Origin of the sequence: Psychrobacter sp. PP-21, assembly GCF_033790785.1 — a bacterium.
Classification (GTDB): Bacteria; Pseudomonadota; Gammaproteobacteria; order Pseudomonadales; family Moraxellaceae; genus Psychrobacter.
On sequence record NZ_JAMYEB010000001.1, the window covers coordinates 494,848 to 518,376 of the forward strand.

General features: G+C 44.2%; 22 protein-coding genes. 15 read left to right on the forward strand and 7 right to left on the reverse strand.

The features are described from left to right. Positions 1–13 precede the first annotated feature (13 nt). Both NJD71_RS02060 and lipB read right to left on the reverse strand, forming a co-directional pair. Entirely contained in the window at positions 14–544 is a 531-nt protein-coding gene (locus tag NJD71_RS02060; protein ID WP_319050265.1) for an inorganic diphosphatase, read from the reverse strand. A gap of 196 nt (positions 545–740) precedes the next feature. Then, a complete protein-coding gene (lipB, locus tag NJD71_RS02065) occupies positions 741–1,577 on the reverse strand; it encodes a lipoyl(octanoyl) transferase LipB (protein ID WP_319050266.1) in 837 nt (278 codons plus the stop codon). Between the two features lie 506 nt (positions 1,578–2,083). Here lipB and NJD71_RS02070 point away from each other — a divergent pair. The 4 genes from NJD71_RS02070 (at position 2,084) to pncB (ending at position 8,550) form a co-directional block, all read left to right on the forward strand. Further along, complete coding sequence (locus NJD71_RS02070) at positions 2,084–3,568, forward strand: coniferyl aldehyde dehydrogenase (RefSeq protein WP_442967630.1); 1,485 nt, start codon at positions 2,084–2,086, stop codon at positions 3,566–3,568. Between the two features lie 478 nt (positions 3,569–4,046). Continuing rightward, on the forward strand, positions 4,047–5,975 hold the full coding sequence (locus tag NJD71_RS02075; RefSeq protein ID WP_319050267.1) for a glycine betaine ABC transporter substrate-binding protein: 1,929 nt from the start codon (positions 4,047–4,049) through the stop codon (positions 5,973–5,975). Between the two features lie 63 nt (positions 5,976–6,038). Beyond that, positions 6,039–6,959 (forward strand): ATP-binding cassette domain-containing protein, encoded by a 921-nt coding sequence (locus NJD71_RS02080; RefSeq protein ID WP_319050433.1) that lies wholly within the window; start codon positions 6,039–6,041, stop codon positions 6,957–6,959. 364 nt (positions 6,960–7,323) lie between these two features. After that, a complete protein-coding gene (pncB, locus tag NJD71_RS02085) occupies positions 7,324–8,550 on the forward strand; it encodes a nicotinate phosphoribosyltransferase (RefSeq protein ID WP_319050268.1) in 1,227 nt (408 codons plus the stop codon). A gap of 21 nt (positions 8,551–8,571) precedes the next feature. Here the strand turns inward: pncB and xseB are convergent, their stop codons facing one another. The 3 genes from xseB to NJD71_RS02100 form a co-directional block, all read right to left on the reverse strand. After that, a complete protein-coding gene (xseB, locus tag NJD71_RS02090) occupies positions 8,572–8,832 on the reverse strand; it encodes an exodeoxyribonuclease VII small subunit (protein ID WP_319050269.1) in 261 nt (86 codons plus the stop codon). A 58-nt stretch (positions 8,833–8,890) separates the two neighbouring features. Beyond that, the gene (gene xseA / locus NJD71_RS02095) at positions 8,891–10,423 is read right to left on the reverse strand and encodes an exodeoxyribonuclease VII large subunit (RefSeq protein WP_319050270.1); all 1,533 of its coding nucleotides are present in this window, start codon (positions 10,421–10,423) and stop codon (positions 8,891–8,893) included. A gap of 238 nt (positions 10,424–10,661) precedes the next feature. Next, positions 10,662–11,030 carry a hypothetical protein gene (locus NJD71_RS02100; protein ID WP_319050271.1) on the reverse strand — a complete coding sequence of 123 codons (369 nt, stop codon included), beginning with the start codon at positions 11,028–11,030 and terminating at the stop codon, positions 10,662–10,664. A 303-nt stretch (positions 11,031–11,333) separates the two neighbouring features. Here NJD71_RS02100 and NJD71_RS02105 point away from each other — a divergent pair, with 303 nt between their 5' ends. The 11 genes from NJD71_RS02105 to purF all read left to right on the forward strand — a co-directional run bounded on the left by NJD71_RS02105 (position 11,334) and on the right by purF (position 22,257). Further along, positions 11,334–11,993, forward strand: a complete 660-nt coding sequence (locus NJD71_RS02105) for an alpha/beta hydrolase (protein ID WP_319050272.1) — start codon at positions 11,334–11,336, stop codon at positions 11,991–11,993. A 211-nt stretch (positions 11,994–12,204) separates the two neighbouring features. Continuing rightward, a complete protein-coding gene (zapE, locus tag NJD71_RS02110; RefSeq protein WP_319050273.1) occupies positions 12,205–13,305 on the forward strand; it encodes a cell division protein ZapE in 1,101 nt (366 codons plus the stop codon). A 226-nt stretch (positions 13,306–13,531) separates the two neighbouring features. Next, a complete protein-coding gene (locus NJD71_RS02115; protein WP_319050434.1) occupies positions 13,532–14,116 on the forward strand; it encodes a nitroreductase family protein in 585 nt (194 codons plus the stop codon). 123 nt (positions 14,117–14,239) lie between these two features. Continuing rightward, entirely contained in the window at positions 14,240–15,532 is a 1,293-nt protein-coding gene (locus tag NJD71_RS02120; protein WP_319050274.1) for an NAD(P)H-dependent glycerol-3-phosphate dehydrogenase, read from the forward strand. 66 nt (positions 15,533–15,598) lie between these two features. After that, the gene (locus tag NJD71_RS02125) at positions 15,599–16,057 is read left to right on the forward strand and encodes a SixA phosphatase family protein (RefSeq protein WP_319050275.1); all 459 of its coding nucleotides are present in this window, start codon (positions 15,599–15,601) and stop codon (positions 16,055–16,057) included. 94 nt (positions 16,058–16,151) lie between these two features. Continuing rightward, positions 16,152–17,474 (forward strand): type II secretion system protein GspL, encoded by a 1,323-nt coding sequence (gene gspL / locus NJD71_RS02130; protein WP_319050276.1) that lies wholly within the window; start codon positions 16,152–16,154, stop codon positions 17,472–17,474. Positions 17,475–17,506: 32 nt separating this feature from the next. Next, positions 17,507–18,076, forward strand: a complete 570-nt coding sequence (gene gspM / locus NJD71_RS02135) for a type II secretion system protein GspM (protein WP_319050277.1) — start codon at positions 17,507–17,509, stop codon at positions 18,074–18,076. A gap of 237 nt (positions 18,077–18,313) precedes the next feature. Beyond that, positions 18,314–18,727 carry a DUF4870 family protein gene (locus tag NJD71_RS02140; protein ID WP_319050278.1) on the forward strand — a complete coding sequence of 138 codons (414 nt, stop codon included), beginning with the start codon at positions 18,314–18,316 and terminating at the stop codon, positions 18,725–18,727. 223 nt (positions 18,728–18,950) lie between these two features. Further along, positions 18,951–19,985, forward strand: coding sequence for a quinone-dependent dihydroorotate dehydrogenase (locus NJD71_RS02145; RefSeq protein WP_319050279.1), 1,035 nt, complete (start codon positions 18,951–18,953; stop codon positions 19,983–19,985). Between the two features lie 30 nt (positions 19,986–20,015). Further along, positions 20,016–20,513 carry a CvpA family protein gene (locus tag NJD71_RS02150; protein WP_319050280.1) on the forward strand — a complete coding sequence of 166 codons (498 nt, stop codon included), beginning with the start codon at positions 20,016–20,018 and terminating at the stop codon, positions 20,511–20,513. Positions 20,514–20,721: 208 nt separating this feature from the next. Beyond that, the gene (gene purF, locus NJD71_RS02155) at positions 20,722–22,257 is read left to right on the forward strand and encodes an amidophosphoribosyltransferase (RefSeq protein WP_319050281.1); all 1,536 of its coding nucleotides are present in this window, start codon (positions 20,722–20,724) and stop codon (positions 22,255–22,257) included. A gap of 119 nt (positions 22,258–22,376) precedes the next feature. Here purF and NJD71_RS02160 read toward each other — a convergent pair whose 3' ends face one another. Together NJD71_RS02160 and NJD71_RS02165 are read right to left on the reverse strand one after the other, a co-directional pair. Continuing rightward, entirely contained in the window at positions 22,377–22,736 is a 360-nt protein-coding gene (locus tag NJD71_RS02160; RefSeq protein ID WP_319050282.1) for an AzlD domain-containing protein, read from the reverse strand. Continuing rightward, positions 22,726–23,457 (reverse strand): AzlC family ABC transporter permease, encoded by a 732-nt coding sequence (locus NJD71_RS02165; RefSeq protein WP_319050283.1) that lies wholly within the window; start codon positions 23,455–23,457, stop codon positions 22,726–22,728. The genes NJD71_RS02160 and NJD71_RS02165 overlap by 11 nt, the downstream gene beginning before the upstream one ends. Positions 23,458–23,529 lie beyond the last annotated feature (72 nt).

The following is a 23,529-nucleotide window of genomic DNA, read 5'->3' on the forward strand; positions in this document are numbered from 1 at the left end:
AATTTTTGATAAATTAGAGATCTTTCCAGCGTTGAATGGCTTCATGGATGACTTTTTTGGCCTCGCTGACATCGCCCCATGATTCGACCACAGTGGTTCCTGGTTTTTTCAGGTCTTTATAGTGGTTGAAATGATACTCTAGCTGATTGATGATTTGCTTTGGTAGGTCATCCAAGCTGTTATAGGCGTTGCTATTGTTGCGATCATCGGCAGGAACAACAACGATCTTGTCATCAACTTCGCCATCATCAACGAATTTCATTACACCAATTACTTTGGCTTTTAAGAAAACACCTGTGGTCAATGGCTCTTCAGTTAGAATCAACAAGTCCAGTTCATCGCCATCTTCGTCAAGAGTTTGCGGGATAAAACCATAGTTGCAAGGCTTTGCAAAAATTCGTGGATCAACACGATCAAGCTCAAATACCGCCAATTCGCGGTTCCATTCGATTTTGTGGTTGCTACCAGTTGGAATCTCAACAACGGCGTTAATAATGCCGTCGTCTACATCGCCTGCGTCCAAGATTTTATTAAAATCTGCCATAAAATACTCCATTTTCTTTTGTTTTAGAAGTTTGAATAAGGGGTTGAGCTTGCAGTGCCACAACATCATGTTGGGGCATCCGATTTATGCTGCATGCGATTATAGCAAGTTTGAATCAAGTTTTCTCACAATGCGTAAGTCTAAGCGGGCAAGACATTATGCAAAAAAAGATTATGCAAAAATGGACTCAAAGCACTTATTTAGGTGCAATCGCTCGTAATTTAATCAAACCAGCATGGCGTTTTGCAATATTGTCGATGAGTTTTTGAGTAACGACGTCATAGCTCAGTGCCTCACTTGTTTGTTGAGCCGTTCGGTTTTGTTTCTCTTTTTGCATATCTACAAAATCCGATAGGCGTAGCATTTGCATACCTGCATACCCGCATGGGTTGATCGCATTAAATGCTGACAAATCGCAATTGAGGTTAATCGCAATACCGTGATAGCTAAAGCCATGCTTAATCTTGAAACCTAACGAGGCTATTTTGCCCAGCATAATTTTATGATCAAGAGGTGTGTCATCAAACGAGGTGCTGTTGGTTGATATGTCAGTATCGGTAGGGTCAGCGTAAAGATAAACACCAGGGGCATCACGCCGGGCATGGGCGCTGATGTGGTCATCACTAGATGATGCTGAGCTATGCAAACAGTCGTTGACGACATCTTCGATGGCCTGCTCTGCGTGAGAGACCAGATGACGCACGCTCCATTTAAGGCTGTCCAAGTCAAACAACCAGTAAATCACTAATTGTCCATGACCGTGCCAAGTTACCTGACCACCGCGATCGGTCTTTATAATGGGCGTATCGGTACGCTGTAATATGTGTTCTTCTTTGCCTGCTTGTCCGAGTGTATAGACGTCGTTATGATCCACGATCCACAACTCATCAGGGGTACGCTGTTCTTGTTGTTTTTTTAAATCGATACGAGCAAGTGTGCGTGATAGCATCGCATCAAGCGTAGAGACGTAGTCGGCTGCTGATAGAGATTTACTGATCAGTGTGTCATTGAGTTGTTGCGTGTCGTTTGGCATGAGAGTGTCTTATTATTGTCTGGTGTAAAGGCGCATAACGGTTTGGCGTAAAGGTATAGTGTATAGATAGGCAGTGTAGCAGTTTTGGCGACTATCGCTCAAAATTATATGCTATCACGCTGCCTGTAAAGGTGGCCGACGCTCATAAAAAAGAAGTACGAGAAAGGGCTAAAAATATTTGTATATCATTGCGTTAAAGGTCGAAAAACAGTATTGATACAAACCCTGTAGTCAATCAAAGATGCTGTTCATTGCGCAGTCGATGCGCTACATTAAAGTAGCACAAATGGAACTTGATGGAATCTACAGTCAAAGCAGTATAGTAAACAGCAGGACATTCAAAAGTACATAGGACTATATAGAGCTGATCATAAAATAGACCTGAATACAAAATAAAAAGGTCTGCCTAGTAAGACCGTACCTATAACCCAATATAGCGCCGTGACTGCATTATAATATATGAACATAAATGATATGAGCATAAACGACTACGACAAGGAAGAAAAATGACAGATAACAATCAACACACCCCTGAGCAGACATCAGCTGATGCCCGAACTGTGCTACAGCGTATGCCCGAAGCACTGAGCACTGCTACTACTATCGATGAGATGAAAGCACAGTTTTCACGCTTGCAGATGTTGAGTCGTACGCAGCCAATCAATGACTGGAGAGAGCGTGAGACTCATCTGGATAATTTAGAGGTGATGCTGAGCGATAATCAAGAGAGCTTTGCAAAGGCGATCAGTGCTGACTTTGGTTATCGCAGCCAATCAGAGACTCAGTTTGCTGAGCTGTTCCCTAGCTTTACGGGTATTAGTCATGCCAAAAAACACGGCAAAAAATGGATGAAGACGCATCGCGCGCCTATCTCAGCCCTATATATGCCAGCACATAATGAGATCCAGCCGCAGCCATTGGGAGTGGTTGGTATTATGGTGCCTTGGAACTATCCACTATACCTAGCCATTGGCCCAATGATCGATGCGCTCACTGCGGGCAACAGAATCATGGTCAAGATGAGCGAAGCGGCGCCGCAGTTTGCTCAGGCGTTCGCGGATGCTATTGCTCGTTATTTTTCACCAGATATGATCTGTGTGGTACTGGGTGAGGTTGATATTGCTGCGGCCTTCAGCGAGTTGCCATTTGATCATCTGCTCTATACAGGATCGACTGCTGTAGGCAAAAAGGTAATGGCTGCTGCTGCACCTAATTTAACGCCAGTGACGCTTGAGCTCGGTGGCAAATCCCCAGTGATTGTATTAGATGATGCCAACTTAGAGTCTGTGGTCAATCGTGTGATGATGGGCAAGACATTAAATGCCGGTCAGACCTGTATTGCTCCAGATTACGTGTTGATTCCGCGTCAACATCATGACCAGTTCATCCATTTGGCAAAAGAGTGGATGGCAAAACACTATCCTAATATCGAAGAAAATCCGGACTATTCGCGTATCATCAATGGTGAGCAGTTCAAACGGGTCAAAGGCTATCTAGATGCACTAACTGGTGATGAAGTACATGCTCTTACCACTGCGGAGCCTAATATAGAAACACGTCTGATGCCGCCAGTCATCGTGAGCGAGCCTGCACCTGATAGCGATATTATGCAGAACGAAATATTTGCCCCAATTTTACCATTGGTGCATTACGAAACCCTTGAGGATGCGATTTATTTTGTCAACTCACGTCCACGGCCATTGGCGTTGTATGTCTTTAGTGATAACTACAGTAGTGTGGAGAATGTGCGTAATAATACAGTCTCTGGTGGTCTATGTATTAATGAGGTGATTATTCATGTTGCCCAGCATGACTTACCATTTGGCGGGGTTGGTGACTCTGGTACAGGCGCATACCATGGCAAAGCAGGTTTTGAGCGTTTGAGCCACATGAAGCCTGTCTTTGTACAAACCAAGCTTAATGGTCTCAATTTCTTGCTGCCGCCTTATGGTGGACTGTTTAAAAAGGCGATGGCGCTGTTTTTAAAATGATAGCTTCTAAAATGATAGTTTGTGAAATAACAAATTTTGAAACAATCTCTTCCAGAGGGTTGGTTTTTAAAAGAAATACCTTTGGAATAATCGTTCCATAGTAGACTTTTCAAAGATAGCTCGATTACAGACGATTTTATAACTCACATTTTACAACTTACAGTACCTATTTAGATAGGTGCTGTTTTTTTTATTCAAAAATTAATTAACGCAATCAGAAAAAGAGTGTTTAGTACCAGAGTGTCTATCTTTGTGGTATCAAAATCAATCATCACAACCATGATATCTATCGATAAATAAGCATTTGTCATCACTCACATAAATCGATACACTTTGTAGTAAGTCTAAACAACAGTAGATAATATTTGCATGATTCATAGATGTCATTGATCGATATGTCACCACGGAATGCCATTAAAAGGCTTTGCTGATTTGATGCTTACTTCATGCTAATAAAAAACAAAAAATAGGACAAAGCATGCGTCAATGGATTGCATTAAGCTTACTGTGTATGAGTGCACTGTTGCTACCCGTATCGGCATCTGCAGCTTGTGAGTCACCTATCAAATTTGGAGCACTCACTTGGGAGAGCGGTCAATTTATCTCTGGTGTACTCAAGTATATCGCAGAAGATGGCTATGATTGTACAGTTGAGGAAGTGCCAGGAGCAGGCCCTGCGCTAGAGACCGCACTGTCGCAAAACGATATCCAAATCATTGGTGAGCAATGGATTGGTCGATCACCAATTATGGAAGACGCTATTGCACAAAACAAAGTCGCTGTCATTGGTGATACGCTAAAAGGCGGTGCGACTCAAGGCTGGTACGTCCCAAAATACGTCTTAGAAGAAAACCCAGGACTGCGCAGTTATCAAGATCTGCCTAAATATGCTGACCTATTTATAGATCCCGAAGATCCAAATAAATCGCGCTTTATGAACTGTCCCTCTGGTTGGACGTGCGAGATATTCAATACACGGTTGCTAAAAAACACCGGTCTAGACAGTGCTTTTAATAATGCTCATCCTGGTACTGGCGCGGCGCTCGACGCCGAAATCGCCTCCGCTTTTGAGCAGCACAAGCCGCTATTATTCTATTACTGGCAGCCCACGGGTCTCATGGCAAAGTATGATTTTGCCGCGTTGGAATTTCCTGCTCATAAAGATGCTTGCTGGCAAGATCTATTGCTTGCTAACGGTACGTCTGACTGTGTATCAGGATTTCCTGTATCGCCTTTAGGCATCGCAGTATCTACGCCATTCATTAAATCTAATCCTAAGCTGGCAGAGGTGTTCGAGCAGGTGCAATTTACGCCTGATGAGCTCAATGGTGCTATCTTGGAGATGAGCGAAACAAAGCGTAGTGGGGATGAGCAGGCGCTGGTGTTTTTGCGTGAGAACCCAGACGTTTGGCGTGAGTGGTTGTCTGAAGAGGCCAGTAACAACCTCGCCACAAACTTGGGTATCGGCTTAGATGGTGCTATTACTGAGGATACTGCTGCCGCTAGCATCGATGGCTCAGCCCAAGCAACAATATTCCCTTCATGGTCACTTGAGACGCCACTCAATAACGCTTTGGCAAGTGTGGTTCAAAATTATGGAGACGTATTTCGCACCATTAGTACAGCCGCGCTTACGTATTTACTTTTACCTATCGAGCGATTGCTGACCATCATTCCGCCTTGGCTGATTATCGCTTTGGTAGCTGTGCTAGCATGGTTTGGTGTTCGCAAGATTTGGTTTGCGTTGGCATGCGGCGCGGGGCTGTTTTTGATTGGTGCCTTTGGATTATGGGGCGCATTAATTGATACCTTGGCGTTACTTATCGTATCAGTATTGGTCACCGTAGTGATTGGCATTCCTATCGGCATTGCGATGTCAGGCAGTAAGCTACTGCGTAAGATTGTGACGCCAGTACTCGATGTGATGCAGACCATGCCAAGCTTTGTGTACCTTATCCCTGTGCTGATGCTATTTGGCATTGGTAAGGTGCCTGCATTGTTTGCAACGGTTATCTATGCACTGCCACCACTGATTCGTCTGACGACACTAGGAATTACGCAAGTTAATCACGAAATGGTCGAAGCAGGACGCTCTTTTGGTAGTACGCATTTGCAGCTACTTATTTGGATCAAACTGCCACAGGCGTTGCCCAGTATCATGGCAGGTATCAACCAAGCAGTGATGATGTCGCTTGCGATGGTGGTACTGGCGTCGATGATTGGTGCCCCAGGGCTTGGCGAGGATGTATTGCAATCTATCCAAACCCTCAATATCGGTCAAGGACTGCAAGCAGGGACGGCTATCGTTATCGTTGCCATTATCATTGACCGTATTACTCAAGCGTTTGGTCAAGGAAAGCGTGCGCGCCAAAAAACGATTAAAGCAGGTAGGCGTCCAATTGGATAGTTATTTATCTAGCCGTAAACAACCAAAGCAATAATAAAAAATCAGGCAATAGTGAGAGCGATGATGAATCATATCCAACTAAAAAATATCAGCAAAATCTACAATGCCAATAGCACACAAGCACAATCTGCATTGGCATTACTGGCTGAGGGTATGGACAGCACTGCTGTCAAAGAGCAAACTGGCTATTCGGTGGGACTCTACGATATTAACTTGGATATTAAGGCAGGCGAGTTACATTGCATCATGGGACTATCAGGTTCTGGTAAGTCAACGTTGATACGTCATCTTAATCGCTTGATCGATCCTACTAGTGGTGAGATATGGGTGGATACTGCGCTTAATGCAGATCGTATTACTCAGGCAGTGACAAATACTAAAAGCCGTGCAGGAAGAATAGAAACGCTCGACCCAGCAGCAGAGGCACTTTCAGGAACTGCCACCAATATTTTGTCGCTTAATGATAAGCAATTGCAGCACTATCGGCAGCAGACGGTTAGTATGGTATTTCAGCATTTTGGTTTGGTGCCGCACATGACAGTGATGCAAAATGTCGCTTATGGGCTACGTGTCCGCAAAATGAGTGTGAATGAACGCAATGAGAGTGCACGGCACTGGCTAAATGAAGTGGGACTTACCAATGTAGAGCACAGTTACCCAGACGAGCTGTCAGGCGGTATGCAGCAGCGTGTCGGGCTGGCTCGAGCATTAGCAACCGACAATCCGATTTTATTGATGGATGAGGCATTCTCTGCGCTTGATCCACTTATTCGCGCCCAGCTGCAAGATCAGCTGCTTGCACTGCAAGACAGACTCAACAAAACCATTGTTTTTATCACTCATGATATTGATGAAGCCATCAAAGTCGGTCAGCGCATTAGTATTTTAAATGGTGGACGATTGATACAGACTGGCACCTCAAGTGAGTTACGGCATAATCCTGTTGATGACTATGTCGAGCAGTTCATGAGTGCAAAAGCTTGATAGATCCTAATACTTAATAAGACTTGATAAATACTAAGAAAACTCTGATCTAGAATAAATAAAAAACGCTAAGCTAAGCCTTAGCGTTTTCTGTGTTATATGCCCAATATGCCAGCTCACTAATTTGAAGGTTGTACTAATTTTGCTGCAATCTATAGTGAACTCTGAAATAAACACCAAACTTCGTTATACTTAATGGCTTTTTGATAACACGCGCTTGATAAAGGTTTGTCGTTTATTATTTAGATACTATTTATAGTTCAAATACAGTCTATATCTTAAATACAGTTTATATCTCAGATACAATGTCGCTTGGTCTATTCAGTGACGCTTGTTTCTCATTTTGCACTTCTAAGGCCATAGCATGACTGCTACCTATACCCCGATCATTACCTCACTGCTTGATAATGACTTGTACAAATTTACCATGCTGCAAGCGATGCTGCATCAGTTCCCTCAGACACATGGGGTTTATCGTTTTCGCTGCCGCAATAATAAAGACACGGCCTATCCATTGGCTGATATCCAAAAAGACTTAGAGCAGCAACTAGACAGCTTATGTGAGCTGCGTTTTTTACCAGATGAGTTGGATTACCTGCGCAGTTTGCGTTTTATGCGTTCAGACTTCGTCGATTATCTTGAATTATTTAAGCTAAAGCGCCGTTTTATTACGGTCAGTACCGATGAAAAAGGGCGCTTATCTATCGATATCGAAGGACCGATGATTCAAGCGATGTTCTTTGAAGTATTTGTGCTCGCTATCGTCAATGAGCTATATTTTAATGCACTATCGAATGATAGCGTGATTGAAGAAGGGCAGCGCCGCCTCGATGAAAAGGTCACGCTACTGCACCAATATGCGGTAGAGCAAGCAAACAATGGTGTCGATACACCGCCATTTATTGTGGCTGATTTTGGCACGCGTCGACGATTTAGTAAACGCTGGCAAGCGCATGTGGTGGAGACGTTATACAACGCTGAACCAAAGATCGTGAGCGGTACCTCTAATGTATATTTGGCAAAGCAGCTTGGAATGACGCCAATAGGGACGATGGCACATGAGTTCATGCAGGCATTTCAGGCATTGGATGTGCGTCTGCGTGACTCACAAAAGGCCGCACTTGAAGCATGGGTACATGAGTATCGTGGCGACTTAGGCATTGCCTTAACCGACGTGGTCGGAATGGATGCGTTCCTGCGTGATTTTGACTTATATTTTGCCAAGCTCTTTGATGGGCTACGCCACGATAGTGGCGACCCCTATATTTGGGGCGATAAAGCAGTTGCTCATTATGAGAAGCTAAAAATAGACCCAAAGACCAAGATTTTGACCTTTAGTGACGGGCTGGATTTAGAAAAAGCGTGGGAGCTGCATCAATACTTTAAACATCGTATCAGAACCAGCTTTGGCATTGGTACTAACTTGACCAATGATATGGGGATTACACCGATCAATATCGTACTAAAACTGGTAGAGTGTAACGGCCAACCAGTCGCTAAACTGTCTGATAGCCCAGGCAAGACCATGATCAATAACGACACGTATCTTGCCTATCTTCGTCAAGTGTTTGAGGTAGATGAGCCAGAATAAGCCAGAAAAACACTCTGTTGTCTAACTATCAGCCTGATTATGCTTGGAGTCGCTAGTAGGATTTTCTTCAGCAAAGGCGGCATCCAATGCTTGTTGAACCGCATTGATGCGAGTCTCGCACACGCGATAAGCGGCGATAGACTCTTCAACTGTGGTCATCAGGTTATCGATGTCAGGCTCGTCTTGTTGCTGTAGTTCGGCTGCATTGGTTTTCAAAATATCGTAGGCCGCCTTAAAAGTTTTTGGGGTGGCTTTTTTGCGTCTGCGAGTAGGGGTGGTCATAAAATTTCCTAATGTTTAAAGGTAAGTAGACGAGTGTTCTTTAGATATTATTATTTTGTTAAGTCAAAGTGCCTGAGGTTTCTGTTACTTCTTTATCCATAGTGATATCTATAATCTGTGCTGTTGCGCTACCATCTTTTAGAATGATATTGACTGTTTGCTCAGGGTGCAGTTGAGCGCTGCTAGTGAGTGTTTGTTTGCCTTTCTTATCCATAAGCATGGTATAGCCTTGCTTGAGCACGCGAGAGGGTCGATGTAATAATACAATGTCTCGCAGATGTTCACTATCGCGCTTCGCTTGTATCACTTGTTGTTGCGCGTTTTGCATGATGGACTCTTGGTAATTTTTACTACGAGTAGCGGCTTTTGTGAGCTGCTGATGCGCTAAGTTTTGTGTCTGTATGTACCGCTCAGCCGTCAATCTAGCGGCTTGCTTCACTTGGCGCTGGGCACTTTGTTGAATACTACGCCATGCGTAATCACTGTCTTTTTGTAGAGCGGTGAGCTGTCCGATAGTTTTCGATTGTATTTGGCTCAACTGGCGCGTGGTTTGTTGCTCGGCAGTATTCAATTGGCGCTGAGCGGCTTGCTTAATTTGCGCTTGATATTGTAGCGTCTGAGAGACGAGCTGCGCTAAATGGTTATAGATAGCAGCAATGACTTTGGAAGGCGTATCGAAGCTTGTGTGCGCAACTTCATCTAAAATCACGCGGTCCCGCTCATGACCGATACCGACCCAGACAGGAATAGGTAGCTCAGCAACCAACGCTGCCAACTCATAATCATTCAGATAAGCCAAATCACCAACTGCACCGCCGCCACGAATAATGACTAACAAGTCTGGTAGGTGCTGGTAAGTATCATAAAACGCCTGTTGGGCGCTAACAATCGCTTGTCGTATCTCGGCGGGCGCGTGATTGCCCTGAAAGGTCGCATGATGATAGTGGAACTGACAAGCGCCTGTATTCGCTAAGCGATTTGCATCGGCTTGAAAGTCGCCCAATCCAGCAGCCTTTTCGGGTGCGATGACCAGTACATGCTCGATATCAAAAGGAGTCGGAAGCTGTTGGTTAAGATGCAGTAGGCCTTCGCCTGTCAAGCGATCAACCATCTCTGCATATTGCCGTGCTAAGTCACCTAGCGTATAGCTAGGATCAATATCTTCAATGGTGATAGAAAAGCCATATTGGGCATGGAAACCTGCCGATACTTTGAGTAGGACAGTCAAGTCACGCTCAAGGGGCATGCCTGTTGCGCGCTCAAACTTAGCCAACACACGAGACGCTTTAAAACGCCATAGATTACCGCGGCAACTGGCAATTACTTTGCCCTCGTCGTCTTTTTCTGCCAACTCAAAGTAATAGTGACCACCCTTACTTGATAAATTGCGGATTTCCGCCTTGACCCAGACACGGTGATCAAAGGTTTGCTTGATGACCATTTCAACCGCCGATAAATAGTCGCTCAGGCGTAGGACGGTATCTTCTAAATGGTCTTCTTGCTCAGCGAGTTCTGCTTCCAATGTTGCCAAATCTTTAGCAGGCGCTAATACTTTGGCGGGTTTGATATTTGAAAGATTGGGTTTGCGCATGATATGAGACCGAAGATGATTGAAATACAAAGACTGATGAGGTAGTGACAAGTAGAATATGAACAGTTTAACCCAAAAGGGCGTGTACAAAAAGCGAAGCCAACACGCTTTGAGCGATATATTATCGACATCGAAGCTTGTTGGCTATTTGATTGGCATCAGATTGTCTGTGATATCAGCAGATGACTCGTAAATCTACCATCCTTAAGGTGGCTATCGTATAAAGTAGGTTGTTGGCTTATTGGCAACGGAAACTAATAGTGTATTCATAGTCATCATCACGCGACAAGTTAGGTGTGCCTGTACCAAAGATAGAGCCAACGACTGCACCCATTTGTCCAACCATGCGACCAGTACGCTCATTCAAGATACCGTTATATTGCACGCTATCTTCTACGATAATCACTTGCTTGCTACGACAGGTTTTTTGCGCACTATCTATGGCATTCTGTTGCGCCTTTACTTTGGTATCGCTGATACCAGTAGTCTCATAAATGGAATTGGCACGTTGAATCACAGGCGATGATGGTGTGCTTTGACACGCACTCAATGTCAGTATAGCCGCGAAGCACGCACCTAGACTGGCGGTTTTATTAAAAGTATTCATAAATGATTCCTGAGGTTACAAAAAAAACATCATGATTATAAGTAAAGCTCTATGAATGTAACCTAACGATATATTAAATGTCTAGACGCTTATGGTGTGTTGTATTGCAGCAATATTGCGAAGAGACACTGCCATAAGTGCGTTTAGTGAAATGAGTGAGGTCTAAAGCCTAAATCCCAAGGCTAAAAATAACTTTCATTCGTTTAAAACAAAACAAGACACGACCATACACAGCAAATCACTTGAAATATAAATCATATCTAGCATAATTGAGCCATTCATTTTTTATTAAAAAGTAATACTATGCAATTGATTCCTGCTCCTGCTGGTGTGCTCGAGGTCGACGCACTATGGCAACAAGACAATCCGAATGACCCAAACACCGATACCGTGGCGCTACTGTGTCATCCTAATCCCCTGTTTGACGGTACGATGAATAACAAAGTAGTCACGACTATGTATCGCTTTGCTCGTGATAATGGCATGCATGTGGTGCGCTTTAATTTTCGCGGGGTGGGACAGTCGACAGGTGAGCACGATTACGCGGAAGGTGAAGTCGTCGATGCAATGACCGTGCTACAATGGATCGCCGAGCAAACCAATGCCCGTAAACTATGGCTTGGTGGTTTTTCTTTTGGTGGATATGTCACAGCCCGTGTGGCTGAGCAAGTGCTTGAAGCCCCGCATATATGGGGAGTGAGTGATTTTGAAGTTTCAAAAATTGCCCTTATTGCACCATCAGTCGAAAAAAACGACAGTAGTGACATTGATCTACCCGCTGACAAAACCTTTGAGATTTATGGCAATGCTGATGAAGTGATTGAACCTGACAATATGCAAGCATTTGCAGATCGTCTAGGGCTTGAGGTTAGCGTCGTCGATGGTGCTGGACACTTTTTCCATGGACGCTTGTCAGAGCTCAAAAAATTATTAGAAGCCCATAGCTTTAGGCATGACGGCTAGCTTTGGCTTTATAATTGTTCTTCAAAGGCCGTTATTTCACAGCTTTGTCTTTGAAGAGGCTTTTTGTAGTACATCTCACAGCCAATACTTTTGAGTGAAGTACCTTGATGTGAAGTGTGTTGACGGGTAGTGTTTCTTGTCAGATGCTTGGCTATCCCACTGTTTTGTTATTTAATTTTGATATTTATTGAATCCAACGATGAGTCGTATTATGAGTTTATCTCCATTGCAACGTTACGAGAAAGCCGTCAGTACAGATGAGTTTACCCGTGATGAGCAGCAGTTTCAGGCCATGAGTTCTCTTGATGAGATATACCATCAGCTCATCAATAGTGCGCCGCAAAAGAAAGGTTTTTTTGGGTTTTTGAAGTCTAAGCCGGTCGCACCAACTGGGCTATATATGTGGGGCGGTGTAGGACGCGGTAAAACGTGGATGATGGACATGTTCTATGATTCATTGACCATTGAGCGCAAAATGCGCCTGCATTTTCATCATTTTATGCAGCGCGTCCATCAAGAGTTGAATAAACTCCAAGGTGAAAGCAACCCACTCGAAAAGGTCGCCGATATTATTTATGAAGAAGCGGTCATCATCTGTTTCGATGAGTTTTTTGTGTCTAACGTCTCCGATGCTATGATTTTAGGTGATTTGTTCACCATGCTGTTTAATCGTGGTATTACCTTGGTCGCCACATCAAACATTGAACCCGCTGGACTATACAAAGATGGCCTGCACCGTGACCGTTTTTTGCCAGCCATTGCAGAAGTTGAAAGCCATACAAAAGTGATGAATATTGACTCTGGTATTGATTACCGTCTGCGAGTGCTTCAGCAAGCGGAGCTATATGAGTCGCCAATGACCAAGGCCAACCATCACTGGTTAGCCAACCGTTTTGCCAGTCTGTCTGATAACCAAAAAATCAGTAATGATCCTATTACTATTAATGGTCGCGAAGTAAAAGTCAATGCGCGTACTGACGATATTCTATTTTGTGATTTCCGCCATCTGTGCATGGCACCGCGCTCAGCATCTGATTTTATTGAGCTTGCCAAACAGTTCAGTACGGTATTGGTCGACTCAGTACCCGCCTTAGATGATGATCTGCGTGATCCAACGCGCCGCTTTATCTACCTTGTTGACGAGTTTTACGACCGCCGTGTAAAACTATTGGTAAGGGCAGAACAATCGATTTTGGACTTATATCAGGGAGAAAAGCTGGCGTTTGAGATTGAGCGTACTCGCTCGCGCTTGCTTGAGATGCAATCAGAAGACTACCTACGTATGGAGCACCGTGTCGAGGATGCCGCATAGTTATCCTCAAAACTGTACTGCTGATGCTCCATGCTCACTGCTTCTAAAAGTACTGTTAAAGATTTATTCTTTAGAACTGCTGAGTAATAAGAATTAGGCAGTCAGTGATAAATATTACAAACAATCAGTAAAAATAGATAATAATAAATAAGGATAAAAAATGACTACGACAAATGAAGAAACTCTAGACAATAAGCTGTCTGTGAAAAATGTATCAGGAAGTGATATGTCATCTACCAGTGATGAGATAATAGGTTGGATCAATTCAAGACGCAGTATGGGTAATCTAGATACACCAGCACCGACGCGTGACCAGATTGAGTCTGCTATTGAATGCGCAGCAACAGCACCAGATCACAAAAAATTGCGCCCATGGCGATTTATTGTGACGCAAGGTGACGCGCGACATGAGCTTGGCAATGCTCTGGTTAAAGCCGTCAAAGCAAAGGCATTACAAGATGGTGAAGAGGTGTCTGAGAAGACCATCAAAAAAACCCACACTATGCCACTTCGTGCACCAGTGATTATAACTGTGGTTACTCAAATGCAAGCCCATAAAAAAGTCCCACCATTTGAGCAAATGCTTAGTGCTGGCGCTGCGGTGCAAAACCTTATATTGGCGTTAAAAGCCCAAGGGTTTAGTACAGTGTGGCGTACTGGACTACTATGTAACGAGCCGGCAGTAAAAGCCTATTTTGGCGTAGGGCCAGATGATTATGTGACCGCTTTTGTTTATACTGGCACAAGCCCCAAAGATGAGTCTGCCCGCAAACCTATCGATATCGAACCGTTAGTACGCTTCGAGTCATGATTTGACCCTATAGGATTTCTTGGTAATAGTATTGCCAAAATAGACAGTCAACCTGTGTATCTAAGATATCAGGGGTAAGATAGATTCTATTGATAATAAGTCAGTCAACACGGATAAAAGAACATGACAAGCCCTAACAATAGCAACAAAGACAATAGCAGCGCTAATGATGAGACGAGCAACAATACGTCTGACAAACAAAACGGTATGCTGGCAGGTATCTTAGAGCGTGCAAGTAAGTCAGGCATCGGTCGTAAGAAATCAATACCGAGTCCAGTTGCGTCTGCAGTTGCAAAGGATATGGCAGATATTCATAGTAATCCTACCAAGCTGCGTTTGGCATTTTTGGGTGGTGGTAGCTTTGGTACGGCAATGGCAAATTTGGCCGCACGTAATGGCTGTGATACCACGCTATGGGTACGTAATAAACGTACTGTCAAAGCAATGGCAAAAACCCAGACCAACAAAAAATATCTACCGGGCTACAAGCTTGATGATCGTCTAAAATACAGCCATGATTTGGCGGCAAGTGTCAAAGACAAAGATATCATCTTTATTGCTGTACCGGGCTTGGCCTTTCGCGAGACCCTCAAGAGTATCGCGCCATTTATCAGTGGACAGTCTATTGTCTCATTGACAAAAGGCATGGAGAAAGACACTTTTGCGATGATGAGCGACATCATCAAAGAAGTGCTGCCTGAGGTGAACTTTGGTGTCATGTCAGGGCCAAATCTGGCTATAGAAATCATGAAAAACATGCCATCTGCTACAGTCATAGCAAGTGAGTCGGAACCATTACGCCATGCCGTACAAGCTGCGCTGCATAGTGCGTTTTTTAGAGTGTTTGCTAGTGATGATATACGCGGCGTTGAGCTTGGCGGCGCACTCAAAAACATCTACGCCATTGCTATGGGGATGGCAGCTGCTTATGAAGTAGGCGAGAATACCAAGGCAATGATACTGACCCGTGCGCTGGCAGAAATGAGTCGCTTCGGTGTCGAAGAAGGAGCAAATCCGCTCACTTTCTTAGGTCTGTCGGGAGTCGGGGATTTATATGCTACTTGTAGCTCGGAATTGAGCCGCAACTACCGTATCGGCAATATGCTCGGTCGTGGCATGAGTATTGACGCCGCTGTCAAAAAGCTCGGTCAAACTGCTGAAGGGGTCAATACGATTCAGCAGGTTCACGAAAAGGCCACTAAAGCGGGCATTTATATGCCCATTACCCATGCACTCTATGCCGTGATTTATGAAGATAAGGCAGCACTAGGCGTGGCACTACATTTGATGGAAGCAGGATTCCGTAGTGATGTTGAGTTTGTGATGGCTCATGACCATAGCAATGCCGCGCTGACCGCTCATATGAAAAACAGTGCTACAGACAATGCCAACGATAGCGATGCTGATAGCAAGTAAGACCTATCATTTAGGCAAAGTACTATTAGGTAAAATACACTGCCGCCACATGCACCAAGGAAGGTTATGAAAATTATATTAGTACGTCATGGTCAAGCAGAAGATGAGACGCGTCCAGATAGTGCGCGCCAGTTGACTGATTTTGGTCGGCAGCAAGCAGTGCAAACGGCGGAGTACGTGACCACTCATTATAGCCCAGATCGTTTCATAGTCAGTCCTTATGAACGCGCGCAACAGACACTGTCTGCATTTCAGTTGCGAGCGCCAAAAACACCATCATCTATCCAATCCAACATCACGCCTTCTGATAATGCTCGTCAGGCGCTAATAGATATCGCTAATATTGACGCGGAGTGTCTGGTAGTGGTTTGCCATATGTCGATTGTTGCTTATATAGCGGGGCTGCTTACCGGTGAGTCTCCTGAGTCATTCTCTTTGGCAGAAGCTAGAGTGTTTGAGATGGAGTTTGTGATGACAGGTATGGCAACAGAAGTGGATCGGTTTGTGCCTGATCAGCCTTACTAAAAAATTTGGACATTTGAACATTTAGCAGATGCCTTTGGGGTTCTGCCTCATGAACGTATGGTTACAATTGCATCAATAATTGAGGACACGTTTAGTGTTACACGTTTGGTTACGAGCGCAGCATAGTCCGTTAGCTGTCTGGCATGAAGAGGTACAGCAGTGGCAATTGGTTGACAGCTGGCAGCAGCTGCAAACTGTCTATAGCCATTATAAATCCAATAGCCAAAAGTCACTTTGCCTATATTTTCCCTCGAGCTATGCACTGCAGGTAGATACCGAGCTTAGTGCTACTCAGCTCAAGCAACTGGGTATCAGCGGTAAGCAGTATCTGTTTGAAGAGACCTCGCTCACACCTGTTGAGCAATTGGCTATTCGCCAGTTAGGTCATGCTGATACTACGCAACTGTATGCACTGGCGCAAAGCGATATTGAGTCCTGGCAGCAAAGTGCTCAGCTTATTGGTATGAACATCGTTGCCTTACTTCCTGATTTTTTACTGTTGCCGCCGCCAGAGGAGGGAGCAGGTCAGCAAGTGACACTGTACCAAGATGAGCAGACCATGCTATTGCGTCAGTCAGTGCGCCAAGGGATGGCTATCAGCTATTTACCACTGATATTGGAGCGTTTTCCGCACTTAAGTGAAGTGATGATGCTATCGTCCATTGAAACTCCGAGTCTCGTAGACAATCAGTTGATAAATGATGGTTCAAATACGGCTATAGAATCTAACGAGACTGCTGTTACGGGTACAAAAGATACCCAGATGATGCCAGCGACAACCAGCGCCATCGCACAAACAACAGCGCTTATCGCTGATGCTCAATTGTTATTGACGACGCTACCGAGTATACCTAAACCCATTGACTCTCCTGAACGTCATGCTCTTAACTTTTTTATTAAATCAACTGACTCGCAGCTATCACCTTATCTGCGAGTGGCAATGATGGTTGCGCTAGCGGCCTTGGTGCTACAGATGGCAACCGATGGCGTACAGTGGTACAAGTACAACGAGGCCACTGCTGCAACCAAGACCGAAATCGCGGCGCAGTATCAATCTTGGTTCGCTGATGAGCCACTCAGTACACGTACCAAACTCCAAGTACAACTGCAACCCAAGCTGATGAGCGACAGCCAAGCACCCGAGTCGCATATAGCCGCACTATCAAAGATATCACCTTTGATCAAACAGTCCTCGCTACGCGCGCAATCATTAGTCATGCAACCATCAACACTCAGTTTTACGCTTATTGCACCTGATCGCGGCAGTCTAGATCAGTTTACGAGCACACTGGTTGCACAGGGATTGAGTGCTAAGCTTGCACAAGTGAATAGTAATGAGCAAGGCCAGTTCAGTGGTCAGATCACTGTAAATATAGTGGAAGGGAGTGGTACAACAGACAATGTGGCAGCGTCATAACTCATCTAGGTATCGGTAATAAAGGTTAAAATATGAAACGATTACAGCGCCGTACCAAACGTAGTGCAGCTGCCTCTACACCCAATACTACAACGCATGCACTCTCAGATCGGATTGGCACTTATCAAAACATGCTGGTCACACGCTGGCAGGCTCTGCCACCACGTGACCAGCTAGCGTTAGCCGTATTGTCCGTGTTTCTGCTGTTGTTTATCGGCGGTTATGGTGGTTATAGTATTCATCAAGCCGCAAAAACCAGCAAAAGTAATTACCAAGAGCAAGTGTCTGATTATTTTTGGTTGCGTGCGCAAGCAGGTAATATCGATAATAAGGCATTGAATGCTAATAATACTACTAACGGCGTGGCTGACATGCCGCCTGCCAATCGCATCAGTGCGCTACTCAATAATTCAGGTATTACGGACGCTCAAGTCGTTGCTGCTGGCGATTCGGTGCAGTTGAGGTTTGTGCATCCTAGTCAAGCTGTTGTCAGTACTGCACTTGGTAAGCTTGAGCAGCAAGGTTGGCAGTTCATGCAGTTATCTATGCAGCAAAACCTAACGGACAAATCCATTGAAGTGCAAGCCACTATCACTTCATAGTGTGGTGTGCTAAACGTGATATATCAGTTAAGATGAGCGATGGCCAGTACTTAAGACGGCGTGCTGGGTCCAACATCTTAGATTAGGTGCCATTTTAGCTTGAGTATTATTTTAGATTGAATGTCATTGAAAAGCCTTTTACTGGCACCATTAATTATTTATTAGCCACTGCTACCTACAAATACGTATCATAAAAAAGTATCTAGATAGCAAACTCGGTAAGGAAGATCGCCTACGATGAGTGACAGTATGAGCAAAGACAAGCACCGTTCTTTAGTGACTTACAATCACATTACTTATTTCTTATATGTGATCAGCTATTTTACGGCTGGTTTGCTATGGATTGTGCCGATTGTGATGAACTATGCCAAGCGTCATGATGCAAATGGCACATGGCTAGCCACGCACTTTGATTGGCAAATCAAAACCTTCTGGTACAGTATTGTCTGGTTTGTCATTGGTGTTATCATCATCACCTTTGCACTGGGCGGCTTTGGTGTCAGTGTGTTGGCTGATAGTGGTAATATCGCTATTGGTTCCATATTATTGGCTGGATTTGGTCTATTGATTATGACCTTTACCTTTATCTGGCATCTATATCGTATCGTTCGTGGTTGGATTGCTCTGACTGATGGTCGCCCAGTACCTTAGTGCTTTAATATGGTTTGAGTGTTTTTTGATGTTGATGCACTGAACAGGCAGTGACTTATTATCGTCATTTACTAAATGCTTAGGAGTGCTAAGAGTTACTTTGGGGTGGAAATTTACCGTATGAAACTTTGCCCTTGTTTCTGTTAAGCTGATATAATCGCTGCGCTTGATTTTATTCATATTCTTTATTCACTATTGCTTTTGAGCAGGGTCTGTCGTCATTATGTCTTATGCCTTACTTCGTCCTTTTTTGTTTAATATGGATCCTGAACACGCCCATGAGATGACTTTGTCTTTATTGGACAAGGCACATAAGGCGCGCGTCTTAGGCTTGGCATATGGTCAGTCGATGCAGCCCACAGACTGTATGGGATTACAATTCTCTAACCCAGTAGGTCTTGCCGCAGGTCTGGACAAAAATGGTGACTATATTGATGCCTTAGCTGAGCTTGGATTTGGCTTTATAGAAGTAGGTACCGTCACACCAAGACCACAAGTGGGTAACGATAAACCCAGACTGTTTCGAATCAAACAAGCAGACGCTATTATCAACCGTATGGGTTTTAATAATGAAGGCGTTGATTATCTGATTGATAACGTCAAACGCTGCAAGTACAAGGGTAATATCGGTATCAATATTGGCAAGAATGCTGATACGCCAGTAGAGCAGGCAGCAGATGATTATGTCTATTGTCTAGAGCGTGTTTATCCTCATGCGTCATATATCACAGTCAATATCTCATCGCCAAATACCAAGAACTTACGTGACTTGCAAAGTGGGGAAGCGTTGACCCAGCTGATGGATACGATTAAGAACCGTCACAGTCAGTTAGCCACTGAATATGGTTTTTATGTGCCGTTGGTATTAAAGGTTGCCCCTGATCTAGAGCCTCTGCAAGTCGACTATATCTCACAGCAGTTGTTAGATTTTGAAATCGATGGTTTGATCGCGACCAATACGACATTGAGCCGTGTAGGTGTCGAAGACTTGCGTGATGGCGATCAAATGGGCGGTCTTTCAGGTCGACCAGTCAGCCATATTAGTACTCAAATTTTGCAGCAGTTCTCCGATCAGCTGGATGGTAAAGTGGCTTTGATCGGTGTCGGCGGTATCGATAGTGGTGCCAAAGCCGTCAAAAAAATCGAAGCGGGTGCAGACATGGTGCAGCTCTATACAGGACTGATCTATAGAGGTCCTGGACTGGTACAGTCGTGCATTCAAGCAATCGGTGGGTATTATGATGCCATGGAAGGCTAATCACATGAAGCAGATAGTGAGGCGCAAAGTATGAGCGGTCTAGATATTGTGATTGCTATCGTTGTATTGATTGGCTTGTGGCGTGGGTTCCAAGTCGGACTGATCAAAACAGCAGTAGGCTTGGTAGGTTGGTTCATTGCGCTTATTGCCGCAACTCGCCTAGCAGGCGTAGTATCGCCTCAACTGTCTGGTATCGTACAAAGCCCTGTGTTACAAATGGCGTTGGCTTTTTTGTTGGTAGTGATTGCAATATTGGCTATCATGCACTTGGTGGCTTTTGTGTTCTCAGGTGTACTAAAAACCCTACGCTTAGGTGTGGTTGACAAAATGGCTGGCGGGGTACTTGGTGCTGCCAAAAATGTCTTGATGGTATTGGTCATTTTGAGTGTCAGTGCACCTCTATTGGTGCAGATGCCGCAATGGCAGACCTCAGTACTTGCCCCTGAACTCATGCCCTATGCACCCATGGGCAAAGCCTTGGTTTCAGATGTGTTAGGCATGGCTTGGGATCAAGTCAATCAATCGTAATTTTCTAAAGTTTTCATTCTTTTTATACTTCTAAATGTTTGTGCGTGTCGCGGATCATCAAAAACAAGTTATCAGAAACTATCGTTAAGTGTCTTACAAAATCATCAGGTTAGCGGCGAACGACAGTGAGTGATTTTAGCAACATGCTGTCGTTGCATTTGCCGTTATTGTCGTACTAATGTGTGGGTCAAAATAGGATATAGCTATTATGTGTGGAGTCATTGGAGTTGCAGCTCATGAGCCAGTCAATCAGATACTTTATGACGGCTTGACGATGCTACAGCATCGCGGGCAAGATGCAGCAGGTATTGTCACTTTGCAAGATGGGCGACTCTATCTACGTAAAGAAAATGGCATGGTACGTGACGTATTTATGAATCGTCATATGATGAAACTGGTTGGTAAATTTGGTATTGGTCACGTTCGTTACCCGACGGCTGGCACCTCTAGCAGCGCTGAAGCCCAACCTTTCTATGTCAACTCACCCTATGGTATTACGCTTGCACATAATGGCAACTTGACCAATGCTGAGAGTTTGGCCAAATCGCTATATATCGAAGATCGTCGTCATCTAAATACTGACTCAGACTCTGAAGTACTGCTAAATGTACTGGCGCACGAGATGCAAAATCTTGGCAAGACTCATCCAACGGCTGATGATATTTTTGAAGCAGTAAAAGCGGTTTATAAACGTTGTGAGGGTGCTTATGGCGTTGTGGCTTTGATTACTGGTCATGGTCTGCTGGCATTCCGTGATCCAAACGGTATCCGTCCGCTTATCTTTGGTAAACGCATGGCACAGAACGGCGGTACCGAGTATATGGTCGCCTCAGAATCAGTAGCGCTAACAGGGTCAGGATTCACTATCGTTCGTGATGTAAAACCAGGCGAAGCGATTTTTATCGACTTGAACCATAAACTGCATACGCATCAGTGCGTAGAGCAAAAAGAATACACGCCTTGTATCTTTGAGTATGTGTACTTTGCTCGCCCAGATTCAATCATGGACAATATCTCAGTTTACAAGTCACGCTTACGCATGGGTGAAAAACTGGCAGATAAAATCCTTGCTGAATGGGGCGATGGACATGATATCGATGTGGTTATCCCGATTCCAGATACGTCACGTACGTCAGCCATGGAGCTGGCACTCAAAATGAACGTCAAATATCGTGAAGGGTTTATGAAAAACCGCTATATCGGTCGTACGTTTATCATGCCAGGCCAGCAGCAGCGCAAAAAATCAGTGCGTCAAAAGCTTAGCGCTGTTCCATTAGAGTTCAAAGGTAAAAATGTACTATTGGTTGATGACTCTATCGTTCGTGGTACGACCTGTCATGAAATCATCCAAATGGCACGAGATGCCGGTGCAAATAAGGTGTTTTTTGCGAGTGCTGCGCCACCAGTAAAATTCCCAAATGTCTACGGTATTGATATGCCAGTGCGTAGTGAGCTAATAGCTTCAGGTAATAGTGTCGAAGAGGTGCGTGATATCATTGGTGCTGATCGTTTAATTTTCCAAGATTTGGATGATTTGATCGATGCGGTAAAAGACACCAAGCATAGCCGCGTTGAAGGTTTTGATTGTGCAGTATTCAATGGCTGTTATATCACAGGTCAGATCAATGAAGCGTATCTTGATCACTTGCAAGAACAGCGTAACGACACTGCTAAAACGGGAAAAAAGGGTGTGCAAATAGTGGCCGATACCCCAGTAGATATGATGGGTGTTGAAGAGCTCTAAGTCATATACCGCTGAGGAATGATGTTATAAAAGAAGCTGGATTCTGAGTAGAATCCAGCTTTTTTGTATGTAAAGCACAATCAAAAATATTGATAGTAGTATAAGCGTACGTCATACAGTTAGCTAAAAAATCGACTAAGCATCCAAAACAAACCATTGATTGCAGCAATACCAACGATCATACTTACTAAAAGTTGACGGCTAATATGGTAAACAAATAGTACCAAAATAAGCGCACCAACTTGAGCCATCAATAAATGGAGCTCAGAGTTATTGAACGTGATATCTGCTGGTAAATTCTGATAAGACAGACTGGTCAAGATAAGCAAGACCATGACAGATAGTGGCAAACTCTCATTCAATCGATGTAGCCAAGGTGTGTCTAAAATTTTTCTAGGTATTAGTGCTGGCAATGCACGAGTGATGAAGGTAACAGCAGCCATGGCAAGTGTTGCAAAAATAAGATAACTACTGGTCATGATGTTCTCCTATCTCTTGACGTTGTATCCAAAATCCACGTATCAAAATCATGATCATGCAAATAGTAATGGCTACTAATAGCAACCAATCGCTCGTAAATAGCGAGGCGATAATTAGGCCAATCACGGCAATACCAATTGGAAAGTAACGCTTGATACTTTGAAACTGCTCGTAGGCCAAAATTGCAAACAGACAAACCAACGCAAAATCTAAATGCGGTACTAAATCACTGAGCGTGCTACCAATGACCACGCCAATAGCACTCGCGAGCACCCACCAGCTTTGATTGAATAAGCTAATAGGCAGTATCAATGCCCGTCGTGACTCATGGGGCAAACTGGTCATCACCGAAAATGTCTCATCAGTTAGGGCAAATAAACAATACGTTTTGGTGAGTTTGTGTTGAGGTAAATACTGTAATAACGGCATACCGTAAAATACGTGACGTAAATTTATCGCTGCGATATTGGTTGCGATATTACCGATTGGTAAGCCTGCGCTTAGCATGGGTAGACAAGCGTATTGTGCGGCACCAGCATACAACACAATGCTGAGCATGATAGTTGCCCATATAGGAATACCGGCAACTTGTGCCAGCACACCAAAGGCAATACCCGCAGGCAGATACCCCATAGCAACGGGTAAGCTTTTTTTAAACCCCTCAGCCCAGTCGTAGCGACTGTTGTGTTGCCGGCTTAATTCATTTGAATGAGTACTCACATGACATCCTAAATTTGTCTTGCTAATTTTTTATAAATTCATAGATTTATACGTTCTAAGGATAAACCACTC